The 25319-nt window shown below is 65.5% G+C and carries 14 protein-coding genes, 2 other RNA genes and 1 riboswitch; of the genes, 10 read left to right on the top strand and 6 right to left on the bottom strand.

All coding sequences use genetic code 11. The features are described 5' to 3' along the window. Nucleotides 1-346: 346 nt before the first annotated feature. Complete coding sequence (locus tag A7D17_RS14220) at nt 347-3595, top strand: error-prone DNA polymerase (protein WP_064509784.1); 3249 nt, start codon at nt 347-349, stop codon at nt 3593-3595. A 727-nt stretch (nt 3596-4322) separates the two neighbouring features. Continuing rightward, entirely contained in the window at nt 4323-5141 is an 819-nt protein-coding gene (locus A7D17_RS14210; protein ID WP_064509668.1) for an HDOD domain-containing protein, read from the top strand. A gap of 18 nt (nt 5142-5159) precedes the next feature. On the opposite strand, the gene A7D17_RS14205 is transcribed toward A7D17_RS14210, so the two are convergent. After that, nucleotides 5160-5672 (bottom strand): DUF3757 domain-containing protein, encoded by a 513-nt coding sequence (locus tag A7D17_RS14205; protein ID WP_064509667.1) that lies wholly within the window; start codon nt 5670-5672, stop codon nt 5160-5162. A gap of 361 nt (nt 5673-6033) precedes the next feature. Between A7D17_RS14205 and A7D17_RS14200 the strand changes: the two genes are divergently transcribed. Further along, complete coding sequence (locus A7D17_RS14200) at nt 6034-8004, top strand: OPT family oligopeptide transporter (RefSeq protein WP_064509666.1); 1971 nt, start codon at nt 6034-6036, stop codon at nt 8002-8004. Nucleotides 8005-8014: 10 nt separating this feature from the next. Here the strand turns inward: A7D17_RS14200 and A7D17_RS14195 are convergent. Further along, nucleotides 8015-8092: non-coding RNA, sX9 sRNA (locus A7D17_RS14195), on the bottom strand. Between the two features lie 1052 nt (nt 8093-9144). Here A7D17_RS14195 and A7D17_RS14190 point away from each other — a divergent pair. From A7D17_RS14190 to A7D17_RS14165, 6 genes are all read left to right on the top strand, one after another. Beyond that, the gene (locus A7D17_RS14190; protein WP_064509665.1) at nt 9145-9987 is read left to right on the top strand and encodes a transporter; all 843 of its coding nucleotides are present in this window, start codon (nt 9145-9147) and stop codon (nt 9985-9987) included. Between the two features lie 132 nt (nt 9988-10119). After that, a complete protein-coding gene (locus A7D17_RS14185) occupies nt 10120-12255 on the top strand; it encodes a S9 family peptidase (protein WP_064509664.1) in 2136 nt (711 codons plus the stop codon). A gap of 210 nt (nt 12256-12465) precedes the next feature. Then, a non-coding RNA gene (locus A7D17_RS14180) (sX9 sRNA) lies at nt 12466-12539 on the top strand. Nucleotides 12540-12766: 227 nt separating this feature from the next. Beyond that, nucleotides 12767-13252, top strand: coding sequence for a hypothetical protein (locus A7D17_RS14175; RefSeq protein ID WP_064509663.1), 486 nt, complete (start codon nt 12767-12769; stop codon nt 13250-13252). 134 nt (nt 13253-13386) lie between these two features. Further along, complete coding sequence (locus A7D17_RS14170) at nt 13387-14118, top strand: AraC family transcriptional regulator (protein WP_064509662.1); 732 nt, start codon at nt 13387-13389, stop codon at nt 14116-14118. Nucleotides 14119-14158: 40 nt separating this feature from the next. After that, entirely contained in the window at nt 14159-14692 is a 534-nt protein-coding gene (locus tag A7D17_RS14165; protein WP_161946551.1) for an Imm21 family immunity protein, read from the top strand. Nucleotides 14693-14971: 279 nt separating this feature from the next. Here A7D17_RS14165 and A7D17_RS14160 read toward each other — a convergent pair whose 3' ends face one another. The 4 genes from A7D17_RS14160 to gcvP all read right to left on the bottom strand — a co-directional run bounded on the left by A7D17_RS14160 (nt 14972) and on the right by gcvP (nt 23582). Continuing rightward, entirely contained in the window at nt 14972-17074 is a 2103-nt protein-coding gene (locus tag A7D17_RS14160; protein WP_064509660.1) for a catalase, read from the bottom strand. Between the two features lie 211 nt (nt 17075-17285). Next, nucleotides 17286-18140 carry an aldo/keto reductase gene (locus A7D17_RS14155; protein ID WP_064509659.1) on the bottom strand — a complete coding sequence of 285 codons (855 nt, stop codon included), beginning with the start codon at nt 18138-18140 and terminating at the stop codon, nt 17286-17288. A gap of 136 nt (nt 18141-18276) precedes the next feature. Beyond that, nucleotides 18277-19845: a carboxylesterase/lipase family protein gene (locus A7D17_RS14150; protein ID WP_064509783.1), complete on the bottom strand. Its 1569-nt coding sequence runs from the start codon at nt 19843-19845 to the stop codon at nt 18277-18279. 803 nt (nt 19846-20648) lie between these two features. Next, the gene (gene gcvP / locus A7D17_RS14145; protein WP_064509782.1) at nt 20649-23582 is read right to left on the bottom strand and encodes an aminomethyl-transferring glycine dehydrogenase; all 2934 of its coding nucleotides are present in this window, start codon (nt 23580-23582) and stop codon (nt 20649-20651) included. A gap of 98 nt (nt 23583-23680) precedes the next feature. After that, a riboswitch (glycine riboswitch) is annotated at nt 23681-23795 on the bottom strand. Between the two features lie 268 nt (nt 23796-24063). Between gcvP and A7D17_RS14140 the strand changes: the two genes are divergently transcribed. Further along, entirely contained in the window at nt 24064-25317 is a 1254-nt protein-coding gene (locus A7D17_RS14140; protein WP_064509658.1) for a multidrug effflux MFS transporter, read from the top strand. Nucleotides 25318-25319: the final 2 nt, after the last annotated feature.

Here is a 25319-nt window from a genome sequence, read left to right as displayed (position 1 = left end):
GATCATGCAAGGCACGCATCTGCCAATGGCCATGGCCAGGGACTGGAAGGCGGCGCATGTCGGTTCGGCATGCCGGCCACCAGCAACCGGCAACGATGCAACCGGCAACACTGCAACCGGAAGGCCGCCCGCTCCGTCGGCGGCCCAATGTCCCGGGTCTTGCTGTCTGCTTCGCCCATGCCGGTGGATCGACAGTGGCCAATGCTCTGCTTGCTTCAGGTGCTGCGCTGCGCGCGATGCTCGGTTCCAGCGCCTGACCGCGCCGCTGCAATGCGCCGCTGCAGTGCCGCGCCTGGCGATGGCCGCGATGCAGGGCACGATCATCCGGCATCCAGGGCAGACGTCCATGAGCTGGGATGACGCCGTCGACGGGGTGGACCGCGATACGCCCGGCGGGCGCATGCCGCGTGCCTGGAATGTGGCTGCACGGCTGCGCGCGGCCAACGACGACATCGCCCACACCCAGGATGCCGATGGCCTGCCGGCGTATGCCGAGCTGCATTGCCTGTCGGACTTTTCGTTTTTGCGCGGTGCGTCCAGTGCCGAGCAGCTGTTTTCCCGCGCGCACCACTGCGGCTACAGCGCGCTGGCGATCACCGACGAATGCTCGCTGGCCGGCATCGTGCGCGGCCTGGAGGCCTCACGTGCCACCGGGGTGCGGCTGATCGTCGGCAGCGAATTCACCCTGGTCGATGGCACCCGCTTCGTGCTGCTGGTGGAACATGCACAAGGCTATCCGCAGCTGTGTGCGCTGATCACCACTGCGCGGCGCGCGGCAGGCAAGGGCGACTATCGATTGGGGCGCGCGGAAGTCCAGGCGCAGTTCCGCGAGGGTGCGCCAGGTGTGTTTGCGCTGTGGTTGCCTGGCGCGCAGCCGCAGGCAGAGCAGGGCGCGTGGTTGCAGCAGGTATTTGGCGAGCGTGCGTTTCTGGCAGTGGAACTGCATCGCGAACAGGACGACGCCGCACGGCTGCAGGCGCTGCAACTGCTGGCCCAGCGGCTGGGCATGACCGCACTGGCCAGCGGCGATGTGCACATGGCGCAGCGCCGCGAGCGCATCGTGCAGGACACCTTGACCGCCATCCGGCATACCCTGCCGCTGGCCGAATGCGGCGCGCACCTGTTCCGCAATGGAGAGCGGCATCTGCGCACGCGACGCGCGCTGGGCAATATCTATCCACCAGCCTTGCTGCAGGCCACAGTGGCGCTGGCGCAGCGCTGCACCTTCGACATTTCCAGGCTTGAATACACCTATCCCAGAGAACTGGTGCCGGAGGGGCACACGCCTGCCAGTTATCTGCGTCAACTCACCGAGCAGGGCATGCGCAAGCGGTGGCCGGAGGGTGCGCCAGAGAAAATTCGCGAAGACATCGAGAAAGAATTGGCACTGATCGCCGAACTGAAATACGAGGCGTTCTTTCTCACGGTGCAGGATGTGGTGCGGTTTGCGCGTTCCAAAGGCATCCTGTGCCAGGGGCGTGGGTCTTCAGCAAATTCGGCAGTGTGCTATGCACTGAACATCACGTCGGTTGATCCAATCAAGACGCGATTGTTGATCTCGCGCTTCTTGTCCAAGGCACGCAACGAGCCGCCGGACATCGACGTCGACTTCGAGCACGAGCGCCGCGAAGAAGTGCTGCAATACGTCTATAACAAGTACGGCCGGGAGCGCGCCGCGTTGGCCGCCACGGTGATCTGCTATCGCGGCAAGAGCGCCGTGCGCGATGTGGCCAAGGCCTTCGGCCTGCCGCCGGATCAGATCGCGCTGCTGGCCAATTGCTACGGCTGGGGCAATGGCGACACGCCGATGGAACAGCGTATCGAAGAAGCCGGGTTCGATCTGGCCAATCCGCTGATCAACAAGATCCTTGCAGTGACCGAGCATCTGCGCGATCACCCGCGCCATCTGTCGCAGCATGTCGGCGGGTTTGTGATCTCCGACGAACCGCTGTCGCTGCTGGTGCCGGTGGAAAACGCGGCCATGGCTAATCGCACCATCATCCAGTGGGACAAGGACGATCTGGAAACCATGAAACTGCTCAAGGTCGATTGCCTGGCACTGGGCATGCTCACCTGCATCCGCAAGACGCTGGATCTGGTACGCGGGCAACGTGGTCGCGATTACACGCTGGCCACGTTGCCGGATGAGGACAAGGCTACCTACAAGATGATCCAGCGTGCCGACACCGTGGGCGTGTTCCAGATCGAGTCGCGCGCACAGATGGCGATGCTGCCGCGGCTCAAACCTGCAGAGTTCTACGACCTAGTGATCGAAGTGGCGATCGTACGCCCAGGCCCCATCCAGGGCGACATGGTGCATCCGTATCTGCAACGTCGCAAAGACAAGAGCCTGATCAGCTATCCCTCCGAAGGCGTAGAGAAGATTCTCGGGCCGACATTGGGGATTCCGCTGTTCCAGGAGCAGGTGATGGAGCTGGTGATCCACGCCGGCTACGACCCCGACGAGGCCGATAAATTACGTCGCTCGATGGCAGCATGGCGCCGCGGTGGCGATATGGAATCGCATCGCGTGCGCATTCGCGCGTTGATGGAAAAGAAAGGCTACGCCGCCACCTTCATCGACCAGATCTTCGAGCAGATCAAGGGCTTCGGCTCCTACGGGTTTCCGCAGAGCCATGCCGCCTCGTTCGCCAAGCTGGTGTATGCCAGCTGCTGGCTCAAGCGTCACGAGCCGGCGGCGTTTGCCTGCGGCCTGCTCAACGCGCAGCCGATGGGGTTTTATTCGGCCAGCCAGATCGTGCAGGACGCGCGCCGCGGCAGCCCGGAGCGCCAGCCGGTGGAGGTGTTGCCGGTGGATGTGCTGCATAGCGACTGGGACAACATCCTGGTCGGCGGGCGGCCGTGGCGCAGTGATGCAGATCCTGGCGAACAACCGGCGATCCGCCTTGGCATGCGCCAGGTCAGCGGCTTGTCGGAACAGGCCGCCCTACGCATCGTCGCCGCACGCGCGCAGCGCGCCTTGGCCGATATCGGCGATCTCTGCCTGCGCGCCGCACTCGATGAAAAAGCCCGCCTGGCACTGGCTGAAGCCGGGGCGCTGCAGTCGATGGTGGGTAACCGCAATGCCGCGCGCTGGGCCATGGCCGGCGTGGAGGCGCGGCGCCCGCTGTTGCCGGGCAGCCCGGCCGAACGCCTGGTGGAGTTCGAAGCACCGCGCGCGGGCGAAGAAATCCTGGCCGATTACCGCGCGGTCGGCCTGAGCCTGCGCCAGCACCCGATGGCGCTGCTGCGCCCGCAGATGCTGCAGCGGCGCATCCTGGGCCTGCGCGAGCTGCAGGGGCGCCGCCACGGCAGCGGCGTGCACGTGGCCGGGCTGGTCACCCAGCGCCAGCGGCCGGCCACCGCCAAGGGCACCATCTTCGTCACCCTGGAAGACGAACACGGCATGATCAACGTCATCGTCTGGGCCCATCTGGCGCTGCGCCGCCGCCGCGCGCTGCTGGAATCGCGCCTGCTCGCGGTGCGCGGCCGTTGGGAACGCGTGGACGGCGTGGAGCACCTGATCGCCGGTGATCTGTACGACCTCAGCGACTTGCTCGGCCAGATGCAGCTGCCCTCGCGCGATTTCCACTAACCACAACCAACCCGATCGCTCTCTCCTGCTGCATGGGCGGCGAGGGCTGACGCAGCCCGTGCCCCGAGTCGGCATGCAACACCTGACGACCAAGGTGACTGCACGCTACGCGCATCCACCGGTGGCCGCTTGCAAGCCGTTATTCGCCGCTCTAATCCCAACCACCAGCAGTCAGGCGCGGCCAGTGCGCCGACTCCGCAGGTTTTGCTCGTGCCTTCTCCATAGACCGGCTTGTTCCAGCGAGCCTGCACGCAGCGCCCCGGCACCGGGCAGCGGCGATCACGCACAGGCCGGTAATCGGTCAGCCCGTGCGCCCGTTCCGCACTGGCGCGGTGCGTCGCGCATTGCCGCCGATCGCACGCCGCAGCAGCACCGACCCCACTGGCCATGCGCCTGTGCGCTCCGGTCCTGGGTAGTGGGTGCCACATTCGCACACCAGGCAGCGCGAGCATTTCGCGCCAACGCGGTGCGGTGCGGCATTGCCGCCAGTGACCCAGCGCGCCATCATCGAGTGTCGGTGCCGATGACTTCCGGCTTTCCATAGACGGCCGAGCTCGCCAATGGGAGGACTCTCGGCACATCCGCCTGACAATGCCTCGATCGCGCCCCTGCGCCTCACGCGCAGGTGAATCCGGCCATGCCCGAGTCACCGGGAACCAACCGGTCTGTGCTACACCATGCACTCCCGCGCGCCCGCGCGGCCTGTTCCTTCACCCACGAGGCGATCATGAAGTTGGAGGCGTTGTTCGACCAGTTGCACACCTTGCCCACCGTGCCCAAGGTGGCGCAGGACCTGATCCGTCAGTTCGACGATCCGGACACCAATATCGATACGCTGGCGCACACCATCGAGCGCGATCCGGTGATCGCCGCCAAGGTGCTGCGGCTGGCCAATTCGGCGCGCTTCCATGGCCTGCGCGATTCCACCAGCGTGGAAGATGCCGCCATGCGCCTGGGCTTCAATACGCTGCGCACGCTGGTGCTGGCCTCTGCGATGACCGGTGCCTTCCGTGCCGGCCCGGGTTTCGACCTCAAGGCATTCTGGCGCCACAGTTTCGAAGTGGCCGGCATCTGTCGCCTGCTGGCGCGCCAGCACGGGCTGGATCCGGAGACCGCCTTCACCTGCGGCATGATGCACAACATCGGCGAGCTGCTGATCCAGTCCGGCGCACCGGATTACGCCAGCCGCATCAACCACGACAGCTCCTCGGCCGGCCATGCTGCCGAAGAGACCCTGCAACTTGGCTTCGGCTATCCGGAGGTGGGTGCGGAGCTGGCGCGCCGCTGGCAGTTGCCGACCGTGATCCAGGACGCCATCGCCTACCAGGTGCGCCCCGCGGCCGCGCCCGACGGCGCGCGGATGCCGTTGCTGGTCGCCCAGGCGGTGCAGGTCTCCGATGCGCTACACGCGCACGGCGGCGCCACCCCGCAGGCATTGGACGCGCTGCGCGGACCGCTGATGGACGGTGTGGACCTGGATGCCTTGTTCGCGGCGCTGCCGGATGTGATCGAGGCCGATCGCGCCTTTGCCGAGTTGCTGCACTGAGCAGGGCTTGCCGCTGCGTCACTCCAGACGCAGCGGCTCGAACGCGCAGTCCGCCGCGCTCCGGATGTCCTCGTTCCGGGAACAGGCATAGAACTGATCCTGCCCGTGGGCTGGCGCTTGGTCGAGCTGCCAGCGGGATGGGCCCTGCAGGGTGACGATCAGGTTGCGTTGCATATCCGGGGTCTGGCGATCGAAGTAGGCCAGATCCACCTCCGTACCACCGCGTAACGCGTAGCTGCAATTGACCAGCACTCCGGTGCTGGGCGCCGCCACGGCGAGGGTGCCGTAGTAGAGCGCTGATGAAAAATGCCGTGGACTGCCCGCGTTGGGTTGCAGCGTACTGGCCCACACGCCGCTTCTGGAGCCGACGTCGAGCCGGACAGGGGCGCGATAGCGCCCGGCCTCGTCGTGCACCGTTTCAGGTGCTGGGCATCGTGCCATGTCCTGAGCAGGCTGCCTGCCGGATGCATCGACGGCAGCAGGCGGCAGCAGCATGCCGGCCAGAATCAACGGTGTCAGTGGACGGATCATGCGTCTGACCTTCGGCACGCGGCCGCGGTATGCGATGGAAGGGCGATGAGAGAGGCTTGGCGGTCAGCGCACGCCGCATCGGCCGGAGCGGGGCACACAGGCTCTTGTCGACGCTACTGTGCAGGACGATAACGAGCCCCGCGCCCTGACCGGCGCCGTGTGCGAATCCGTGACGGCGGGGGCGCACCAATCCACGCGGGCTGCCGCCAGTTGACGTCGCCATCGCGCCACGCAAGTCTTGCCGCGATGTTGTTTGCGCCACACGCCATACCTTGCACACTGTCACGCCGCGCCGCAGCTGGACTCAGCTGGGCGCAGGCGCTAGCGTGGTGCGGATTTTTTGCCTACAGGGGAATGCCCAATGAGCCACGACGCGCAACCGCGCCAGCTCACCTTCCGCGCCGTTGTGCTGGCCATCGTGCTGGCGGTGGTGCTCTCGGCTGCCAATGCCTATCTCGGCCTGTTCGCAGGCCTGACCATCGCCACCGCCATTCCGGCGGCCGTGGTGTCGATGGGCGTGCTGCGCCTGCTCGGCGGCGGCACCATCCTGGAGAACAACATCGTCCAGACCGGCGCCTCGGCCGGGTCGTCGATCGCCGCCGGGGTCATCTTCACCATCCCCGCGCTGGTGATCATGGGCTACTGGCCGGACTTCAAGTACTGGTGGGTGTTGGGCATTGCCGGCATGGGCGGGCTGCTGGGCGTGCTGTTCTCGGTGCCGTTGCGGCGCTCGATGATCGTCGAAGACCCGCTGCCGTTCCCCGAGGGCAAGGCGGCGGCCGAGGTGCTCAAGGCCGGTGAAAATCCCGGGCCGGGCCTGAAGATCCTGGCGGTGTCCGGTGCCATCGGCGCGCTGGTCAAACTGGGTGCAGCCAGCGGCCTGCGCGTGATCCCCGATACCTGGGCGCAGGCCACCTACCTGGGCAGCAGCCGTCTGGTGGGTTACATCGGCACCAACCTGTCGCCGGCACTGCTGGGCGTGGGCTATATCGTCGGCCTGAATGTGGGCATCGTGGTGCTGTCCGGCTCGATCCTGTCCTGGCACATCGCCATTCCGCTCTACCAGCAGTTCTTCATGGGCAGCGATCCGGCATTGGCGCAGAGTCTGGCTGGTGCGCCGGCGGCCGATGCCGCGTTCGGCATCTGGGGCGCGAAGATCCGCTACCTGGGCGTGGGCGCGATGTTGATCGGTGGCGTGTGGACGCTGTTCTCGCTGCGCAAATCGCTGTTTTCTGGGGTCAAGAGCGGCTTTGCCGCCGCGCGCAAGAGCGGTGGCGGCGTGGTGGCCGACACCGAACGCGACCTGCCGATGAAGTGGATGCTGGTGGCACTGGTGCTGTGCACCTTGCCGCTGCTGGGTCTGTACCAGGCCATCGTGCAGCAGTGGCATGTGTCGATCCCGATGACCATCATCATGATCGTGGCCGGCTTTTTGTTCGTGTCGGTGTCTGGCTATCTGGCCGGGTTGATCGGCTCGTCGAACAACCCGGTCTCCGGCATCACCATCTCCACCATCCTGTTCGCCTCGGCGGTGCTGGTGCTGCTGCTGGGCAAGAGCGGCCTGGTACCGGTGGGCATCGGTGCCGCGCCGCTGGGCGCAGTGGCGGCGATCATGATCGGCGCGGTGGTGTGCTGCGCGGCGGCGGTGGGCGGCGACAACCTGCAGGATCTCAAGGCCGGCTATCTGGTCGGTGCCACACCGTGGAAGCAGCAGCTGATGCTGGGCATCGGTGCGTTTTCGTGCGCATTGATCATGGCGCCGGTGCTGAATTTGCTGGCCCAGGCCTACGGCATCGGCCCGGCCACGCCACAACATCCCAATTCGCTGGGCGCGCCGCAGGCCACCCTGATGGCATCGGTGGCCAAGGGCCTGTTCGGCGGCCAACTGCCGTGGAGCATGATCGCCATCGGTGCGGTGGTGGGTGCAGCCATCATCGCGCTGGACGAATGGTTGAAGGCCACCGGCAAGCGTTTCCGCGTGCCGGTGCTGGCCGCGGCGATCGGTATCTATCTGCCGCTGGAGCTGATGGTGCCGATCTTCCTGGGTGGGCTGATCGCGCATCTGGTCGAGCGCTTCCACAACATCCGCGCTGACGACGAAGACGGCCGCGATCGCGTGCATCGCCCAGGCGTGCTGTTTGCGGCTGGCCTGATCACCGGCGAGGCACTGATGGGCATCGCCATCGCGGTGCCGATCGTGCTGTCCAGCCGTGCCGATGTGCTGGCGTTGCCGGCCGCGCTGCAGCTCAACCAGTGGTTCGGCCTGGCCATCCTGGCGCTGGTTGGCTGGCTGCTGTACCGCGTGGGCAAGCGCGGCGAAAAGGCCGCCTGAGGCCAGCAGCGGCCAACGGTATAGAGCGGGCAGCTGTCAGGTTGGTAGGACGGCGCGCCCGGAATCGGCGTGGACGCGTGTTGTCCATGCCGATTCCGGGCACCGGCCGCGCTCGACTGGCGCCCGCGCAGTCGAGCGCGGGCGCTGAGCTGGAGATGGCGTGCGCGGATTGCATGCGCCATCTCGCTGCGGAAACCGATGCAGGCATGTGGGTCTGCTATGGGGGCAGGGGCGGGCGGTCTCTGCGTTGCTGCGATGTTGAGGTTTGCGGCAGCATGCGTTGGGTGGGTAATGGCACCGCCATCAGACGGCGTCTGCGGCCCATAAACACTCGGCAGTATCTGCCTCACCTTGCGCATGCAAAACGCCACGTTGCGTAGTCATGAGCATGGTGCGTATCGCAAAGGTTCTCATCGTGCTCATCTGTGCTGGCGCGGTTGCGAGTGCTGCTTCATGCGGTCCGCCTTGACGGCGCGATCCATCCAGCGTGACGGGAAAGAATGTTGATCGTGGCCGTCACCTGGTTGCAGGCGGCGCGCTATAACCGCCGTGCGCGCTTGGGTCCTGCCGCCCACTGGCTGCCCGACACTCGGGCAATAAGCTACCAGTCGCTTCAAGAAAAACGCACGCGGCAATAGCGCGCTGCGCGCCGTGCGTTGGCACCTCCACACCGGCAAGCTGAGATCCACCGGCATCTCCGCGCGCAATGCGATGCGGCGGCAGTCGTTGCGGCTTTCATGGTGCCACCTGTGCGCCGTCACGACACTTTGCGCCGGCTTTACGCCAAGCACCGCCGCTGCGGATAGCGACTTTATGCCCCCGCTCCTTATCGTGCCGTCTCTCGCACGGATGGTGCGCCAAGGGGGCTGCATGCTTCGATCAACCCGATGACACAACCCGACGCAGGCCGTCGTTTTCGCTAGCAAAGACTCGTTTGCATATCGCGCATTCCCATCGCACGCCGATTTGCGCGCGACAAACCCGCGACATGCACGATGCGATGCACCCCCGGCCTGCGCGTATGCCGTTTGCCCATCACGGCGGCGGCGCTGCCTTGCGCCGCGATGCACCTTATTTTCCTACTCATTCAAACCCTGGCCGATCTTTCGATCTTCCAGCGGTTCACCCTGGATCACCGTCATGCAAACCCTCGCTTCACGCGCTTCCACCGTAACTCGCCGCCCATTGCTCGCCCTCGCCATCGCCGGCCTGCTGGGCAGTCTTGCCTGTCAGGCCCAGGCGCAGGACGCCACCGAGGCGGCGCTGTGCACCGACCGCCCGACCAAGGCCAACGCCACCTGCACGGTGCCAGCCGGCGATTGGCAGCTGGAAACCGATATCGGCAACTACACCCGCGATACCCAGCCCGGCACGCGCACGGAAACGTCGTATTTCACCAATCCCACGCTCAAGGTTGGCGTAAGCGACCGCATCGATCTGCAGCTCAACTGGGCTCCGCAGCTGCAGGTCAAGAGCGCCGATCGTGCAACCGGCGAGCGCAGCAGCCTCAGTGGCGGTGGCGATATCTACCTGCGCATGAAGGCGCGCGTCTACCAGAGCGAGACCGCCAGCGTGGCGCTGTTGCCGTTCGTGAAGGCACCCACTGCGCGCACCGGGCTGGGCAACGACACCTGGGAAGGCGGACTTGCGGTGCCGATCAACTTCGCGCTGCCGAGCAGCTTCTCGCTGACCTTCGGCCCGGAACTGGACTGGCTGGCCGACAGCGATGGCAGCGGCAAGCACGTGGCCATCGTCAACGTCATCAACCTGGCGCGTCCGCTCACGCCCAGGTTGTCGATGGCGGTGGAGCTGTGGTCCTCGATCAATCGCGACCCTGCGCAGACGATCGAACAATACTCGGCCGACATCGCCGCGGCGTATCTGATCAACCCGCTGCTGCAACTGGACGTGGGCGCCAATGTTGGCCTCAACGACCGTACCCCCGACACCCAGGTGTACGTGGGTCTGTCGCACCGGTTTTGAATCGCCCAGCTTCCCCTGCCGCGTCGAGGCGGCAGGGGAAGCAAGCGATGCGCAGCGTGCATGACCTCAGGCCTTTGCGCGTGCGCCGCAGCAACGCCTACCATCGACGTTTTGCCGTTGCCGGAGATGTCGATGAAGCTGCGTCACGCCGTATTGCTCCTGTGTTTGTTGGCCGCCTTGCCAAGCCTTGCCGCTGCGCGCGGTTTCGATGTGCGCGACATGGTGGCGCTGGACCGGGTGTCCTCGCCCACGCTCAGCCCCGATGGCAGCGTGGTGCTGTTCGCCAAGCGCCAGGCCAAGACCGCCAATGGCAAGCCGGCCACCAGCCTGTGGGTGCGCAATCTGCGCACCCGCGACCTGGCGCCGCCCAAGCGGCTCACCCCGGACGGCTGGAACGTCAACAGCCCGGCGTTGTCGCCGGATGGCAAGACGGTGTACTTCCTCAGCAGCAAGTCCGGCAGCCAGCAGCTATACGCGCAGCCGTTGGCCGGCGGTACCCCGCAGCAGCTCACCGCGTTTGCGGTGGATGTGGACAGCTACAAGCTCTCCCCTGACGGCAAGCGCATCGCCTTCAGTGCGGGCGTGTTCCAGGACTGCGGTTCGGACCTGGGTTGCACCAAGAAAAAGCTCGCCAGCGTCAAGAATGCCAAGGCCAGCGGCGTGGTGTATGACCAGCTGTTCGTGCGCCATTGGGATACCTGGAACGATGGTCGCCGTAACACCTTGTTCGTCTCCGACCTGCCGGCGGCAGGCGCCAAGGCAGTGGTCGGGGCGTCGGCAATCAGCGCCACGTTGGCGGGCGATGCGCCGTCCAAGCCGTTCGGTGGCAACGACGACTACACCTGGTCGCCCGATGGCAGCAGCGTGGTGGCCAGCGTGCGCATCCCGCAGCCGCATGGCCCGGAAGCGGGCAAGAACGCCAAGGCCGGCGCCAAGCCCACCGGCAACGACGAGCCCTGGCAGACCAACTTCGACCTGTACCGCCTGGATGCCAGCGGCAAGTCCGCACCGGTCAATCTGACTGCGTCCAACCCGGCCTGGGATGCCGGCCCGGTGTTCAGTGCCGATGGCAAGACGCTGTACTACCGCGCCATGAAGCGCCCCGGCTTCGAGGCCGACCGCTTCGGCTTGATGGCGATGGACGTGGCCAGCGGCAAGACGCGCGAGATTGCGCCGAAGTGGGATCGCTCGGCCGGCGAAATCGTCCTTGCCGATGACGGCAGCAGCATCTACACCAGCGCCGACGACCTGGGCGAACATCCGCTGTTCAAGATCGACATCGCCAGCGGCGAAGCGACCAAAGTGGTGGGCGAGGGCAGCGTGCATGCGCCGACCTTGGCCGGCAGCACGCTGGCATTCACCCGCAGCTCGCTCAAGAGTGGCGATCAGGTCTTCGTCAGCGACACGCAAGGCCAGGGTCTGCGCGCGATCAGCCAGAGCGCTGGCGAACAGCTGCCGGACGTGCAGTTCGGCGACTACGAGCAGTTCCAGTTCAAGGGCTGGAACAACGACACCGTGCACGGCTACGTGGTCAAGCCGTACAACTACCAGGAAGGCAAGACCTACCCGGTGGCATTCCTGATCCATGGCGGCCCGCAGGGCAGCTTCGGCAATGGCTGGAGCAACCGCTGGAATCCGCAGACCTACGCCGGCCAGGGCTATGCGGTGGTGATGATCGACTTCCACGGCTCCACCGGCTACGGCCAGGAGTTCACCGGTGCGATCAGCCAGCACTGGGGCGACCGCCCGCTGGAAGACCTGCAGAAGGGCTGGGCCGCTGCGCAGAAGCAGTACGGCTTCCTCGACGGCGACAAGGCCTGCGCGCTGGGTGCCAGCTACGGCGGCTATATGGTCTATTGGATGGCGGGGACGTGGCTTGATAAAGACGGGAACCACCCGTGGAAGTGCCTGGTCGACCACGACGGCGTGTTCGACAACCGCACCATGGGCTACGCCACCGAGGAACTGTGGTTCAGCGAATGGGAAAACGGTGGCACGCCATGGCAGAACCCGGCCGGCTACGAGAAGTTCAACCCGGTGCTGCACGTGGACAAATGGAAGGTGCCGATGCTGGTGATCCACGGCCAGCAGGATTTCCGCATTCCGGTCGAACAGGGCCTGGCCGCGTTCACCGCGCTGCAGCGCAAGGGCATCGATTCCAAGTTCCTCTACTTCCCGGATGAGAATCACTGGGTGCTCAAGCCGGACAACAGCATCCTGTGGCACGACACGGTCAATGCCTGGTTGAAGCAGCATATCGGCCAGTAATGCTGTAAAAAAACCGGCATGCCGCCTTGCTGCGGCGTGCCGGTTTTTTGTGTCGCGAGCATCGACCTGCAGCAGGCGGATGCTGCTGGCGATCGACGATTGGGCAACTGCGGATCGTCCGGAAATGCGTCGTCTCGAGTTAGAGCAGCTAATAAAGCGGCCGTGCTCACCGCCAGGCGGACGCGGCCGTTGCCAGGTGTCCGGTGCGGCATGTCCCCCTCGTCCACTCCGGTACTTGCGCCGTCCACACCCGCCTGACGGCTGCGCGCTCCACCTTGTTTGCCGCGCTTAGACAGCTGGAAATGCGGGTTGCTGCAGCGCTCGCTCAAGCAATACGGTGCGCTGCCGATAAGTCCTCAGTCGAGCGCGCTTGTGAGCTGCCGTTGGATAACCGGCGATGAAATGGCCGCTGATCGCGCGCGGGCACCATCGCCCTGTCGTCCTGTCGGCGTGTCAAAATAGCGCTTCTTTAACTTTTCCAATCCCTGCCAGGATCGCAAGGATCTTTTGCATGCGCATAGTCGTCCGCCCTGCTGTCCTGGGGCTTGCTTTGATTTTCAGCCCTGCCTGGAGTGCCGCACCGCGGCCTGCGGCGGCTGTGCCTGCGCGCGCGCCGGTGGCAGCTGCGCCCGTCGCTGCCAACGCGACAGACGCCGACAACAGCGAGCTGCTGGTGCCGTTGCCGACGACCCTCAAGCCGGGCATGAGCTATCGCGCGTTTGCGCAGGCGATTGCCGCGCAGGGCTGGCAGCCGGTCGACCCGCTGGCGGCAGATAGCTGCATGGCCGCGGGCGATTGCGCAATCGAATTCGTGGCGCCCACTGCCGGTGCGCGTCTGCGCGTGCAGGTGGGCTCGCAATCGGGTGCGGCAGTGGTGCAGGCCTGGGCAGCGCGGCGGACGCCGGCCGATCGCATGGGCGCCACCAGCGCGTCCATCGACGCTTCGAAGGCTGCTCCGGCTGCAGTCAGTGGCGCTGTGGCCGAACAGCCGCGCTGAGCGTCTGCAAGCCGAGCGACAGGCGCGGCGTATCATGGGATTGCGTAGCGGTGGTGCGTGCAGACGCCGGTGCGTCACTGCACCGCTGCGCCTCTCCTGGCCCCGAGTCCTTCGTACCGCATGAATCCTCCCGCATGAAGAGCATCGATCCTGCCGATCTGGAAGCGTTGTTCGATGCCGTGCCGGACGTGCTGTTCTTCGTCAAGGATCGCGAGGGCCGCTACACCCACGTCAACCAGACCATGCTGCGGCGGCTGGGGCTGAAGTCGCGCAAGGACCTGATCGGCAAGCGCGTTGCCGAGGTCTACCCGAGCGGGCTTGGGGCCAACTACGCCAATCAGGACGAGCAGGTGCTGGCCGGTGAGGTGATCGACAACCTGCTGGAACTGCATTTGTTCGCCAATCGCGAGCCGGGCTGGTGCCTCACCTGCAAGCGTCCCTTGCTGGTGGAGGGCAAGGTGCAGGGCATCATCGGCATCTCGCGCGACCTGGGCCCGCAGGACGGGCACGAATCGCAGTACGAAAAGCTGCGCCTGGCGCTGGCCTACCTCAACGCCAACTACGCGCAGAACGTGCGCATGCAGGCGCTGGTGGAGATCACCGGGTTTTCGATGTCCAAGCTGCAGCGTTCGTTTCGCAAGGTGTTCCAGCTCACCCCGCAGCAGGTGCTGACCAAGTTGCGTCTGCAGATGGCCATGCATTTGCTGCACGGAAGCAAGAGCCTGACCGAAATCGGCCATGCCTGCGGTTTCAGCGACCAGAGCGCGTTTGCCCGGCAGTTCAAGCAAGCAGTGGGCATGACCCCGCGCGAGTACCGCGCGCTGGCGAATGCGCAGCAACACGTACCATTGCATGCGATCGAATGATGGGTTACGCCGTTGCACGCATGCGCTATCGAGGGAAAAGATGACGCATCTGCAATGGATGGAGTCAGGGGGCGGGCCGCTTGTTCTCCTGCATGCGGCGTCTTTGTCCGACTGGTCGGGAACTTGGCCTTCCTCAAGCCACAGCGGCACGACCGACTACGTGCGTGCCTGCGCGATCGATGACGAACTCGGTCTGGTGACGGCCGGCTGGGGGGACGCGTTGGTATTGGGCGATGAGCCCGATCGGACGTCGCTGCTCGAACGCGATGGAACGGTATTCCTTGTCCGATGGCGCTGGGCGCCGTCGGAAGATGCCTTGCTGTCAGCGTTGTACAGCGCGTTGACTACGCTGGAATTCGCAGCCCTAGGCATGTTTTCCACGCGTCCTGGCGTGCACGTTCTGTTCGATTCCGCGCTGCCTGGTGCGCATGTGGATGCGGACAAGTCCAACGCGCTGGCTGTCAGCCTGGCGGTGCCGCGGCTTTCACTGGCAAGCGCAGCCTTTCAGCCATCCTCCAACATCTGCGCTCTGGTTCATCGCCTCGCGCCCGGCGACACCGGCGCAGCCGGCTGAGGTCGGTCGGGGCGCCTGCTGCGACTGATCGTTCCCGATCGTTCTCAGGTTCCGGATGCGGCATCGATGCCCGAAGAACCCGGTTCCATGCAGTCATACGAACTGCCTGGCGGTTGAATCGTACCGAACACGTCGCACTCTCTGCCGGCTGCCACCAGCTCCTGGACACATGGTGCAGGCTAGCGAAACGGCGATAGATATTTTTCGGCAATACGTCATTGGCGCGAGCGACATCGATGACGTCGCTTGCGCCCAGGGGCGCTATGTGCGCTGGCCCGGTCAAGCCAACATGCGCACCTTCGGCTCGCGCGCCCATTGGCGGGTCTTGGCTGCGGCGATGAAGGCCTTGGTGTCGGCAGCCGGGACGATACCGGCATCCTTGCCGACATTGCCTGCCTTGAGCAGCAGCTGCGCGCCATCGTCGAAGGCAATCGCCTTCAGATGCGCCCAGGCATTGCTGACGAAGTCCAATGCCGCAGATTCGTTGGTCAGCAACTTTGCCGCTTCCGACGACAGCAACACGGCCACGGCATCGAACACGATCGACGGTGTGCCGGCCAACTGGCCATCGGCAGCCAGCTGCTTGCCATCGCTGAGTTTGGCGCCGCCGAGTTTGGGTGCCACGATCTTCACTGTTGCACCGGCTGCTTCGGCGGCCTTGCGCACGGCCTTGATCGCGGCGGCATCGGACCCGTCGTGGATCAGGATGCCTACCGTGCGCCCCTGCAAGGTATCTTTCATCTTGCCGATCAGCTGCAGAGCGGGCGACAGCGGCATGTCGGTGGGCGCGATAGCGGCAGGCGGGGCAGGCGGCAGGCGGGTCATGCCCATCCCGTCGGCCACACGCTTGGCCAGGCTTTCATCGATGTGTCGCAGATGACCGACGATGGCCTCACGCACGTGCGCGGTTTCCACCTTGGACAGTTCGAACACCAGGGCCGAGGCGATATGGGCCTGTTCCGGTGCAGTCTGGCTGCGGAAAAACAGCCGCGCCTGGCTGTAATGGTCCGCAAAGCTCTCCGCGCGCACGCGGCCCTTCGCGCCATCCTCTGCGGGCGTGGCGTGGCTGGGGAAGCCACGCAGCGCTTCGCGCGGCGCATCTGCCTGCAACGAGCTCGGTTCATAGGCCACGCGACCCTTCGGCACGCCCATCTGCATATGCCCATCGCGCTGGTTGTTGGCGAACGGGCACTTGGGTGCGTTGATCGGAATCTGGTGGAAGTTTGGCCCGCCCAGGCGGCTCAACTGTGTATCCAGATACGAGAACAGCCGGCCTTGCAGCAGCGGATCGTTGCTGAAGTCGATGCCGGGCACGATGTTGGCCGGGCAGTAGGCAACCTGCTCGGTTTCTGCAAAGAAGTTGTCCGGCCAGCGGTCGAGCACCATGCGCCCGACAATCTGCAGCGGCACCAGTTCTTCCGGGATGACCTTGGTGGAATCCAGATGATCGAACGGGAAGGCATCGGCCTGCGCTTCGGTGAAGAGCTGCACGCCCAATTCCCATTCCGGGAAGTCGCCGTTCTGGATGGCTTCGAACAGGTCGCGGCGCTGGAAGTCCGGGTCGGCGCCGGCGATCTTTACCGCCTCGTCCCAGATGGTCGACTGCAGGCCAAGCTTGGGGCGCCAATGGAATTTGACGAACGTGCTGTCGCCGGCTTCGTTGAAGAAGCGGAAGCTGTGGATGCCGAAGCCTTCGATCATGCGCAGCGAGCGCGGAATGGTGCGGTCGCTCATCGCCCACATGATCATGTGCATGGATTCGGGCGACAGCGAAATGAAGTCCCAGAACGTGTCGTGCGCGCTGGCCGCCTGCGGGAAGCCGCGATCCGGTTCCATCTTCACTGCATGGATCAGATCCGGGAACTTCATCGCGTCCTGGATGAAGAACACCGGGATGTTGTTGCCCACCAGATCCCAGTTGCCTTCCTTGGTGTAGAACTTCACCGCAAAGCCGCGCACATCGCGCGGCGTATCCACCGAGCCGGCGCCGCCTGCCACCGTGGAAAAGCGCGTGAACAATGGCGTCTTCTCGCCCACTTCGGTGAAGATCTTGGCGGTGGTGTACTGGCTCAACGACTTGGTCAACTCGAAGTAGCCATGTGCGGCACTGCCGCGCGCATGCACGATGCGCTCGGGGATACGTTCGTGATCGAAATGGGTGATCTTCTCGCGCAGGATGAAGTCTTCCAGCAACGTCGGCCCGCGCGGGGTGGCGCGCAGCGAGTTCTGGTTGTCGCCAACGGGAATGCCTTGGTTGGTGGTCAGCTGCGGATGCGTACCGCCGGCTTTCTGGTGCAACTCGTCGCCGGTGCCGCGCACATCATGCGCAGTTGCGGAATTGCCGACAGCGGGCGGCTGTACGGATTTGGGGGACTTGGCCATGGGGACTCCACGTTGGCGGGCTTGAGAGGCGAGCTATCTCGTCGAGCCTGGGAGTGCCGCCGTTAATTGCGCGTGTCTGCATGCGAACGAATACTCACGCGCATGCAGTGCACCGATGCAAAGCGTGCGCTACCGCACGTTGGGTACTCTGCAGACCGTCACAAAGTTGCCAACGAGGCAGCAGCACATCCTGGACTAGGGCGCGAACGGTTTACAACAAATCCAGCGCCTGCTTGCGCGTAGGAGGAGGAAATGCGCGATCCAGTTCTTCCAGATCCTGCGCCTCCAGGTGCAGGCTACAGGCCGCTGCATTTGCATGAACATGCTCGGGCGTTCCGGACTCCGGAATGGCGATCACCTTGCCACTGCGGATTGCCCAGGCCAGCGCGACGGCGGTCGCGGCCACGCCGCGCCGCTGGCCGATGGCGTGCAGCACCGAGTGATCCAATAGGGCACGGCTGCCTAGTGGCGAATACGCCATCACGGTCACCGCCTGCTCCGCGCACCATGGCAACAGGTCGAATTCGATCCCGCGGCTGCCGGCGTGGTACAGCACCTGGTTGACCAGGCAACGCTGGCCACCATCGATGGCCCAGAGGTCTTCCATGTCGTCGACGTCGAAATTCGACACGCCCCAGTCGCGGATCTTGCCAGCATCGCGCAGCGCTTCGAACGCATCCACCACCTCGGCCAAATCGCTGCCACCTCGCCAGTGCAACAGGTAAAGATCCAGGCTGCGCACGCCCAAGCGCTGCAGGCTGGCCTCGCAGGCCCGTGCGATACCGCGTGCGCTGGCGTTGCTCGGCAGCACCTTGGACACCAGGTACGGCGGCTGCGCGGTATCGATGGCCTGGCTGATCAATTGCTCGGAGCGGCCATTGCCATACATCTCCGCGGTATCGATCAGGCGCATGCCCAGCTGCTGGCCGGCCTGCAAGGCGTCGATCTCCTGCTGCGGCGGATGCCGGCCCTGGCCCAGATTCCAGGAACCCAGGCCCAGTGCCGGAGCCTGCCGCCCGTTGCGTAGTTGCACGGTGGGGAAGGGGGATGACGTGGCGGTGGTCATGGAATGCTCCTGTAACGTTGAATGCGATGCACGAATGACAGCCCGTACGAGACACGGACCGAACCGTGCAAACTCCCTGGTCGAACAAATACCATTGCCCATGGCGTGTTATGTGCGGCTGATCCTGATGCGAAGGTCACGGCATTGCCGGTGAGGGCGCGGCCGTGTGCGCATCCCAGAACGCACAGCGGTGACGCTGCACGAAATCCGTGGCGGGCCCGATTCCTTGCGGCGACAATATCAACGGAGCGTCGCCATCGAAGCGCGGCCACGGCGCACGACCACCGCCATTCGGGTCGCCGGTACGCGCAAACGCACCCCAATAGTCCTGCAGGGTCGTAGAGAACGCCTGCTGCTCGGCACTGAACCGCGGGGTGCCGCTCAGCACCCAGGGGCGCTGGAACAGGTACACCAGCTCGGAGGCGTGATAAGCGCCCAGCGGCGGCGAGAACGGCAGGCGGAGCAGGCCGTAGGGCGTCTGTGGATCATCGAACTCATAGGCATACACCGGCGCCTGCGTGCGCAATGCACGCCCCAGTCGGCGGGTGGGGCAGGCGAAGCCGCCATCGGTAACGATGTCGGCATACGCATTCCAGCGCGACTGCGCGGCGATGTCCGCGTACTGCGTCATCACGGAGGTGGAGTCAGGGTGCATGCGCTCCACGCGGGAAGCATAACTGCGACGCAGAGTGAGCCCGCCAACATAGGACAGCAGCTGTGCAAACAGCCGTCCTTCATTGCGATTGGTACCGATCATGACCGGCACCTGCAGCTGTTGCGCGCTGGAGATGGCGGCAGCAGGCGGCATGGGCAGCACGTCGCCACCGCTCATCGGTGCCCAGGAATCACGCCCGGTCAGACCGCGCCGCTGCGGCTTGGCATCGGCCAGGGCTTCGGCCGGCAGTGCGCGCAGGCATGTCGCCGCATCTGCGTTGCCGGCGCATCCCAGCGCTTGCGCCATGCGTGTGCCGCCGTCCTCGGCCGCGTTGCGCGCGACGCTGGAATCGGCAGCCAGGCAGCTGCCGCTTTGCAGGATGGCGCGCTGGAACAGGCCCTTCGCCCCTGGCGACACCAGCTGGTAACAGATGCTCCAGGCCCCGGCCGACTCGCCGAACACGGTGACGTTGTGCGCATCGCCCCCGAAGGCACCGATATTGCGTTGCACCCAGCGCAGGGCCGCCTGCTGATCGAGCAGGGCGTAGGCGCCTTCGCCATCGCCATGCAGCGCCGGGTGCGCAAGAAACCCGAACACGCCCAGCCGGTAGTTGGGCGCCACCACGATCACATCCTGGCGCGCCGCCAATGCACTCAGGTCGTAATCGACATTGCTGCCCAACTGCAGCGCGCCGCCATAGATCCATACCATCACCGCGCGCGAATGCGCAGGGCCGGGCGGAGCATAGAGATTGAGCGTGAGGCAGTCCTCGGAGACATGCTTTTGCCCGAAACGGTAGCGCGGCAGGCAGGCGGGACCGGCCTGCCTGGCATCGCGCACGTCCTTCCATGCCGCCACGGGCTGCGGCGCGCGGAAGCGCAGCGCGCCCACCGGCGGCGCCGCAAACGGCACGCCGAGAAAGACCCGCCCCTGCGCGCTGGCCACGCCGCGCACGGCACCTGCCTCCGTCACGACCACCTCCGGCCGTGCATCCGGCGCGTGCACCAGCGCAGGTACCGTGCCGGGCCGGCGTGGGGCGCAGCCGGTCATCAGGCACGTCGCCAATAGCAGGCCAGTCACCACGGGTGGCCAGAGTGTCTTGTTGAAGTCGATCACGGTTGCTGCGCTTTGCCTTGTGGGTCGGCACATCATCGCGAACCTACGTGTAGGGAAGGCAAACATGCCGCTGGCGGTATGGCGGAGATGGAAGGCATCGCGTTATTGCCGTCACCCTGCTGACGCAATCGCGCGAATGTCGGCCGCCGCGCGTCCGGGTCCCTGCATAGCGATGCAGCAGGACGACGAGGTAAAGCAGAAGCATGAGCGACGATGCGATGAGGGTGGAGCTGCAGCGCTACGGCGGATTGGCGTCATTCCGTCGACGCCGGGCACACCAGAGCCAGCCACGGTCGCGATGGACAGCCTGATCGGCGACAGGCTCAGCTCGACCGCTGATTGAATCCCCTATAGCGTTGGGTGGGATCGATTTTGTCGCGCTGCAAGCTGCGTGGGTGAGGGCTTGATCGTGCCCATCATCGACAGCATCAGCATTGCAGTGCCGAACACCACCACATATTCGCCGGTGTTGCACATCAGCGCACCGGCGGCTTCCGTCGAAGGAACCACGCGTTCACTGCGTGTTGGGCGATCTTTGCGCGCGTGGCGCGTGCGGGCCCCTGATGGCAGCTCAGCGCACAGAAGTTGTAGCGATCTGTCTCCTGCAAGACATCGCAAGCGACGCGATGACTCAGGGGCGCGGTAACGCCTGTGTGCACACCTGGGCATGCCAATAAAAAACCCGGCCACGCTGCACGCGGCCGGGTTTGCGTCGAGCGAGGAGCGCGTTGCGGTGCTTACGCCACCACATCGTCCTTGTACGCATCCACCGGGATGCACGCGCACATCACGTTCTTGTCGCCGTAGACATTGTCAACGCGGCCTACCGGCGGCCAGTACTTCTGCTGCTTGAGGCTGGGCAGCGGGAAGGCGGCCAGTTCGCGCGGGTAGGCGTGGGTCCACTCGCTGGCCGACACCTGGGTTGCAGTGTGCGGGGCGTGCTTGAGCGGGTTGTCCTCGCGGTCCAGGCGGCCATCTTCGATGGCGCGAATCTCTTCGCGGATCTGGATCATCGCGTCGATGAAGCGGTCCAGTTCATGCTGCGATTCGCTTTCGGTCGGCTCCACCATCAAGGTGCCGGCCACCGGGAAGCTCAGCGTCGGCGCGTGGAAGCCGAAGTCGATCAGGCGCTTGGCGATATCCTCCGCACCAATGCCGCTGGTCTTCTCCAGCGGGCGGATGTCGAGGATGCACTCGTGCGCCACCAGGCCGTTGCGGCCGGTGTACAGCGTCTTGTAGTGCGGCGCCAAGCGCTTGGCGATGTAGTTGGCATTGAGCAGGGCCACCTGGGTCGCCTTGCGCAACCCGCCACTGCCCATCATGGTCACGTACATCCAGCTGATCGGCAGGATCGAGGCAGAGCCGTAGGCCGCCGCGCTGACCATGCCGCCGATGCGCGAGGAGTGTCCACTCCCGCTTTCGGAGTTGAGTCCGCCGCCATGGATGGCGGCAGTTTGACCTTCGCCGGCATGGATGCCGGCACGAGGCAGGTATGGCGCCAGATGCGACTTCACCGCGCACGGGCCCACACCCGGGCCACCGCCGCCATGCGGAATGCAGAAGGTCTTGTGCAGGTTCAGATGCGACACGTCCGAGCCCCACTTGCCTGGCTTGGCCACGCCGACCAGGGCATTCATGTTGGCGCCGTCGGTGTAGACCTGGCCGCCATGCGCATGCACCGCTTCGCAGATCGCCACCACGTCTTCTTCGAACACGCCGTGGGTGGATGGGTAGGTGATCATCAGTGCGGCCAGACGCTCGGAATACTTTTCCGCCTTGGCGCGGATGTCATCCACGTCCACGTTGCCGTTGGCATCGCACTTGGTGACCACCACCGTCATGCCGCACATCTGCGCGGAGGCCGGGTTGGTGCCGTGCGCGGATTCGGGAATCAGGCAGATATCGCGATGCGCTTCACCGCGGGCGCGGTGATAGGCGCGGATCGCCAGCAGGCCGGCGTATTCGCCCTGCGCACCGGAATTGGGCTGCAGGCTCACCGCATCGTAGCCGGTGCATTCGACCAGCATCGCTTCCAGCTCGTCGATCAGCTGCGCGTAGCCGGCCGACTGCTCGGCCGGGGCCAGCGGATGGATCGCGCCGAACTCGGGCCAGGTCACCGGGATCATTTCGGCGGTGGCGTTGAGCTTCATGGTGCAGCTGCCCAGCGGGATCATGGTGCGATCCATCGCCAGGTCCTTGTCGGCCAGCGAGCGCATGTAGCGCAGCAGTTCGTGCTCGCTGTGGTGGGTATTGAACACCGGGTGTGTCAGGAACGCGCTGCTGCGCAGCAGGCCGTGCGGCAAAGCGTCGGCGGTGGCGGCATCGAGTGCGTCCACGTCCGCCTGCGCACCGAACAACGCGGCCAGCGCGACCACATCGGCGCGCGTGCTGGTTTCATCCAGGCTGATGCCGACCGCTTCGCTGTCGATCGCGCGCAGGTTGATGCCGGCGGCGCGGGCCTTGGCGTGGATGGCCTCGGCATCGATCGCCTTGACGTGCAAGGTGTCGAAGAACTGCTCGCCCACGGTCACGCCGGCGCCGCGCAGTGCGGCGGCCAGGATCGCGGCCAGCCGATGGGTGCGGCGCGCGATGCGGGTCAGACCCTCGGGGCCGTGGTAGACCGCGTACATCGAGGCCATCACCGCCAGCAGCACCTGCGCGGTGCAGATGTTGGAGGTGGCCTTTTCGCGGCGGATATGCTGCTCGCGCGTCTGCAGCGTCAAACGGTAGGCAGGATTGCCGGCAGCATCGATCGACACGCCGATCAACCGGCCCGGCATCGAGCGCTTGTACGCATCGCGGCAAGCCATGAAGGCGGCATGCGGGCCGCCGAAACCGAACGGCACGCCAAAGCGCTGCGAGTTGCCGACCACGATGTCCGCGCCCCATTCGCCGGGCGCGGCGATCAGGGTCAGTGCGAGCAGATCGGTGGCCACCGCGACCAGCCCGCCTTGCGCGTGCACCGCATCGGCCAGCGCGGCGTGGTCGCCGATGTGACCGAAGCTGTCCGGGTATTGCAGCAGCACGCCGAAGCATTCGGCCTGCTGCGCTTCGTCCGGAGTGCCGACGCGCAACACGATGCCCAGCGGCTCGGCGCGGGTACGCAGCAGTTCCAGCGTTTGCGGATGCACGGCGTCGTGCACGAAGAAGGTGTCGGACTTGGACTTGGCCGAACGCTTGGCCAGCGTCATCGCTTCGGCCGCAGCGGTGGCTTCGTCCAGCAGCGAGGCGTTGGCGATCTGCATGCCGGTAAGGTCGGCGCACAGGGTCTGGAAGTTGATCAACGCCTCCATGCGGCCCTGCGAGATCTCTGCCTGGTACGGCGTGTAGGCGGTGTACCAGGCCGGGTTTTCCAGGATGTTGCGCAGAATGACCTTGGGCGTGTGCGTGCCGTAATAGCCCTGGCCGATGAAGCTACGCTGCACCTGGTTCTTGCTGGCGATGGCGCGGATCTTGGCCAGCGCCTCTTCTTCGGTGATCGCCTCGGGCAGCGCGAGTGCGGCTGGCGACTTGATGTTGCCCGGCACGATGGCGTCGGTCAGCACATCCAGCGAGGCGTGGCCGACCACCTCCAGCATCTGCGCGATTTCTGCGTCGTTGGGGCCGATATGGCGTTCGACGAACGCGCTGTGGTGTTCGAGGTCGCGCAGGGAAGACGTGGTCTGGGACATGGCAGGCATCCGGGGCAGGGGGCAGACGAATGGTTGACAGCCACCGGACCGGCGTGACGCGCGCAGCGCATCACCTCCTGTCGCAGCGACAGTCTTCCTCGCGCCCCTCTGTCCTTTTGCCTGAGAGTTTAAAAACGCGGCCTGGCGCTGGGCCTGCCTGCGTTCCGTGCCCCTTCGGCGCCGGCATCGGCCGGTCTCTCCAGAGTTGTGTTGAAGATGGTATCGGGCCTGAGCGATTACGGGCTGTTGCGCCTTCGGCAGCGGCAGTGCCGCTTCTCCCACCGTGTTGCCGGGGCGATTATAGCGTGGCTGCGCGCCGTGGGGCGGGCCGGCAGGCGCGGCCCTGATCCGGGACCGCACTCGCGTTTGCTTAACCTTGGCACCGCAAGCGCCTATCATCGGCGTCCTTGTGCTCATCCCGGCATTGCGACAGGCGGGTGCCGGCGTGCCTCCCCCGATGCACCACGTTTCGGATCCCTGCATGACCCCCACCACGCCTTCCACCCGACGCATGGCGCTGCTGCTGGCCGGGCTGGCGATGTTCGGCCCGTTTTCCATCGACACCATCTTCCCGGCGTTCTCGCGGCTCAGCCGCAGCCTGGCAGTGGACCAGGTAGCGATCCAGCAAACGATCAGCGTCTATCTGCTGGCTTACGGGGCGATGAGCATCGCGCACGGGCCGCTGTCCGACGCCTGGGGCCGCAAGCGGGTGATCCTGGGTGGGCTGGTGCTGTTCATCGCCGGCTCGATCGGCTGCGCGCTGTCGCAGGACCTGCCCACGCTGCTGGCGTTCCGCGCGCTGCAGGGTCTGTCGGCGGGCGTGGGCATGATCGTCGGGCGGGCAGTGATCCGCGACCTGTTCCATGGCCCGGATGCGCAGCGGCTGATGAGCCAGGTGTCGATGATCTTCGGTATTGCGCCGGCCATCGCGCCCATCATCGGCGGCTGGATCCTGCTCAGCGGCGCCGGCTGGCCGCTGATCTTCTGGTTCCTGGTGGCGTTCGGGCTGGTGCTGTTGGTGGCCACCCTGGTCTGGCTGCCGGAAACCCATCCGGTGGAGGCGCGCACCCCGCTGCAGTTCAAGCGCCTGCTGCAGGACTACGTGCGGATCGGCTTCAATCCGCGGTTCCAGCGGCTGGCTGCGGCCGGGGCGTTCAATTTCGCCGGCATCTTCCTGTACATCGCTTCGGCGCCGGTGCTGATCATGCAGCACCTGCGGTTAGGCGAGGGCGACTTTGCCTGGCTGTTCATCCCCACCATCGGCGGCATGACGCTTGGCTCGTTTCTGTCCGGGCGCATGGCCGGACGGATGGAGCCGGTGCGGCAGATCCGCATCGGGTTCATCTGCTGCGGCGTGGCCGCGTTGGCCAACCTGGGCTACACCATGACGGTGGCGCAGATCGCCCTGCCATGGGCGGTGCTGCCGATCTTCCTGGCCGGCGTGGGCATGGCGTTGATTTTCCCGATCCTGGCGCTGGCGGTGCTGGACATGTACCCGCACCAGCGCGGCCTGGCGTCCTCGCTGCAGGCCTTCACCCAATTGATGACCAACACGCTGGTGGCCGGGGTGCTGTCGCCGCTGCTGAGCGAACATCCGCGGCATCTGGCGATCGGGATGACCGGTTTTTTCTTGCTGGGCTGGCTATTCTGGCGCTGGGAGCGCCGCAGCGGCCGCCGCCTGCGTCGCCGCCAGGCGACCGAGGCGGTCCCGCTGGAACCGGCCGACCACCTTTGACC

The sequence above is a fragment of the Xanthomonas floridensis genome (genome assembly GCF_001642575.1).
Classification (GTDB): Bacteria; Pseudomonadota; Gammaproteobacteria; order Xanthomonadales; family Xanthomonadaceae; genus Xanthomonas; species Xanthomonas floridensis.
The sequence above is the reverse complement of the archived record's forward strand: the minus strand, read 5'-3'. Positions and strand labels throughout refer to the sequence as shown.

What these genes read in the sequence shown, in the direction of transcription:
- A7D17_RS14220 (WP_064509784.1), top strand. Translation starts at nt 347, where the DNA reads ATGAGCTGGGATGACGCCGTCGACGGGGTGGACCGCGATACGCCCGGC.
- A7D17_RS14210 (WP_064509668.1), top strand. Translation starts at nt 4,323, where the DNA reads ATGAAGTTGGAGGCGTTGTTCGACCAGTTGCACACCTTGCCCACCGTG.
- A7D17_RS14205 (WP_064509667.1), bottom strand. Translation starts at nt 5,672, where the DNA reads ATGATCCGTCCACTGACACCGTTGATTCTGGCCGGCATGCTGCTGCCG.
- A7D17_RS14200 (WP_064509666.1), top strand. Translation starts at nt 6,034, where the DNA reads ATGAGCCACGACGCGCAACCGCGCCAGCTCACCTTCCGCGCCGTTGTG.
- A7D17_RS14190 (WP_064509665.1), top strand. Translation starts at nt 9,145, where the DNA reads ATGCAAACCCTCGCTTCACGCGCTTCCACCGTAACTCGCCGCCCATTG.
- A7D17_RS14185 (WP_064509664.1), top strand. Translation starts at nt 10,120, where the DNA reads ATGAAGCTGCGTCACGCCGTATTGCTCCTGTGTTTGTTGGCCGCCTTG.
- A7D17_RS14175 (WP_064509663.1), top strand. Translation starts at nt 12,767, where the DNA reads ATGCGCATAGTCGTCCGCCCTGCTGTCCTGGGGCTTGCTTTGATTTTC.
- A7D17_RS14170 (WP_064509662.1), top strand. Translation starts at nt 13,387, where the DNA reads ATGAAGAGCATCGATCCTGCCGATCTGGAAGCGTTGTTCGATGCCGTG.
- A7D17_RS14165 (WP_161946551.1), top strand. Translation starts at nt 14,159, where the DNA reads ATGACGCATCTGCAATGGATGGAGTCAGGGGGCGGGCCGCTTGTTCTC.
- A7D17_RS14160 (WP_064509660.1), bottom strand. Translation starts at nt 17,074, where the DNA reads ATGGCCAAGTCCCCCAAATCCGTACAGCCGCCCGCTGTCGGCAATTCC.
- A7D17_RS14155 (WP_064509659.1), bottom strand. Translation starts at nt 18,140, where the DNA reads ATGACCACCGCCACGTCATCCCCCTTCCCCACCGTGCAACTACGCAAC.
- A7D17_RS14150 (WP_064509783.1), bottom strand. Translation starts at nt 19,845, where the DNA reads ATGACCGGCTGCGCCCCACGCCGGCCCGGCACGGTACCTGCGCTGGTG.
- gcvP (WP_064509782.1), bottom strand. Translation starts at nt 23,582, where the DNA reads ATGTCCCAGACCACGTCTTCCCTGCGCGACCTCGAACACCACAGCGCG.
- A7D17_RS14140 (WP_064509658.1), top strand. Translation starts at nt 24,064, where the DNA reads ATGACCCCCACCACGCCTTCCACCCGACGCATGGCGCTGCTGCTGGCC.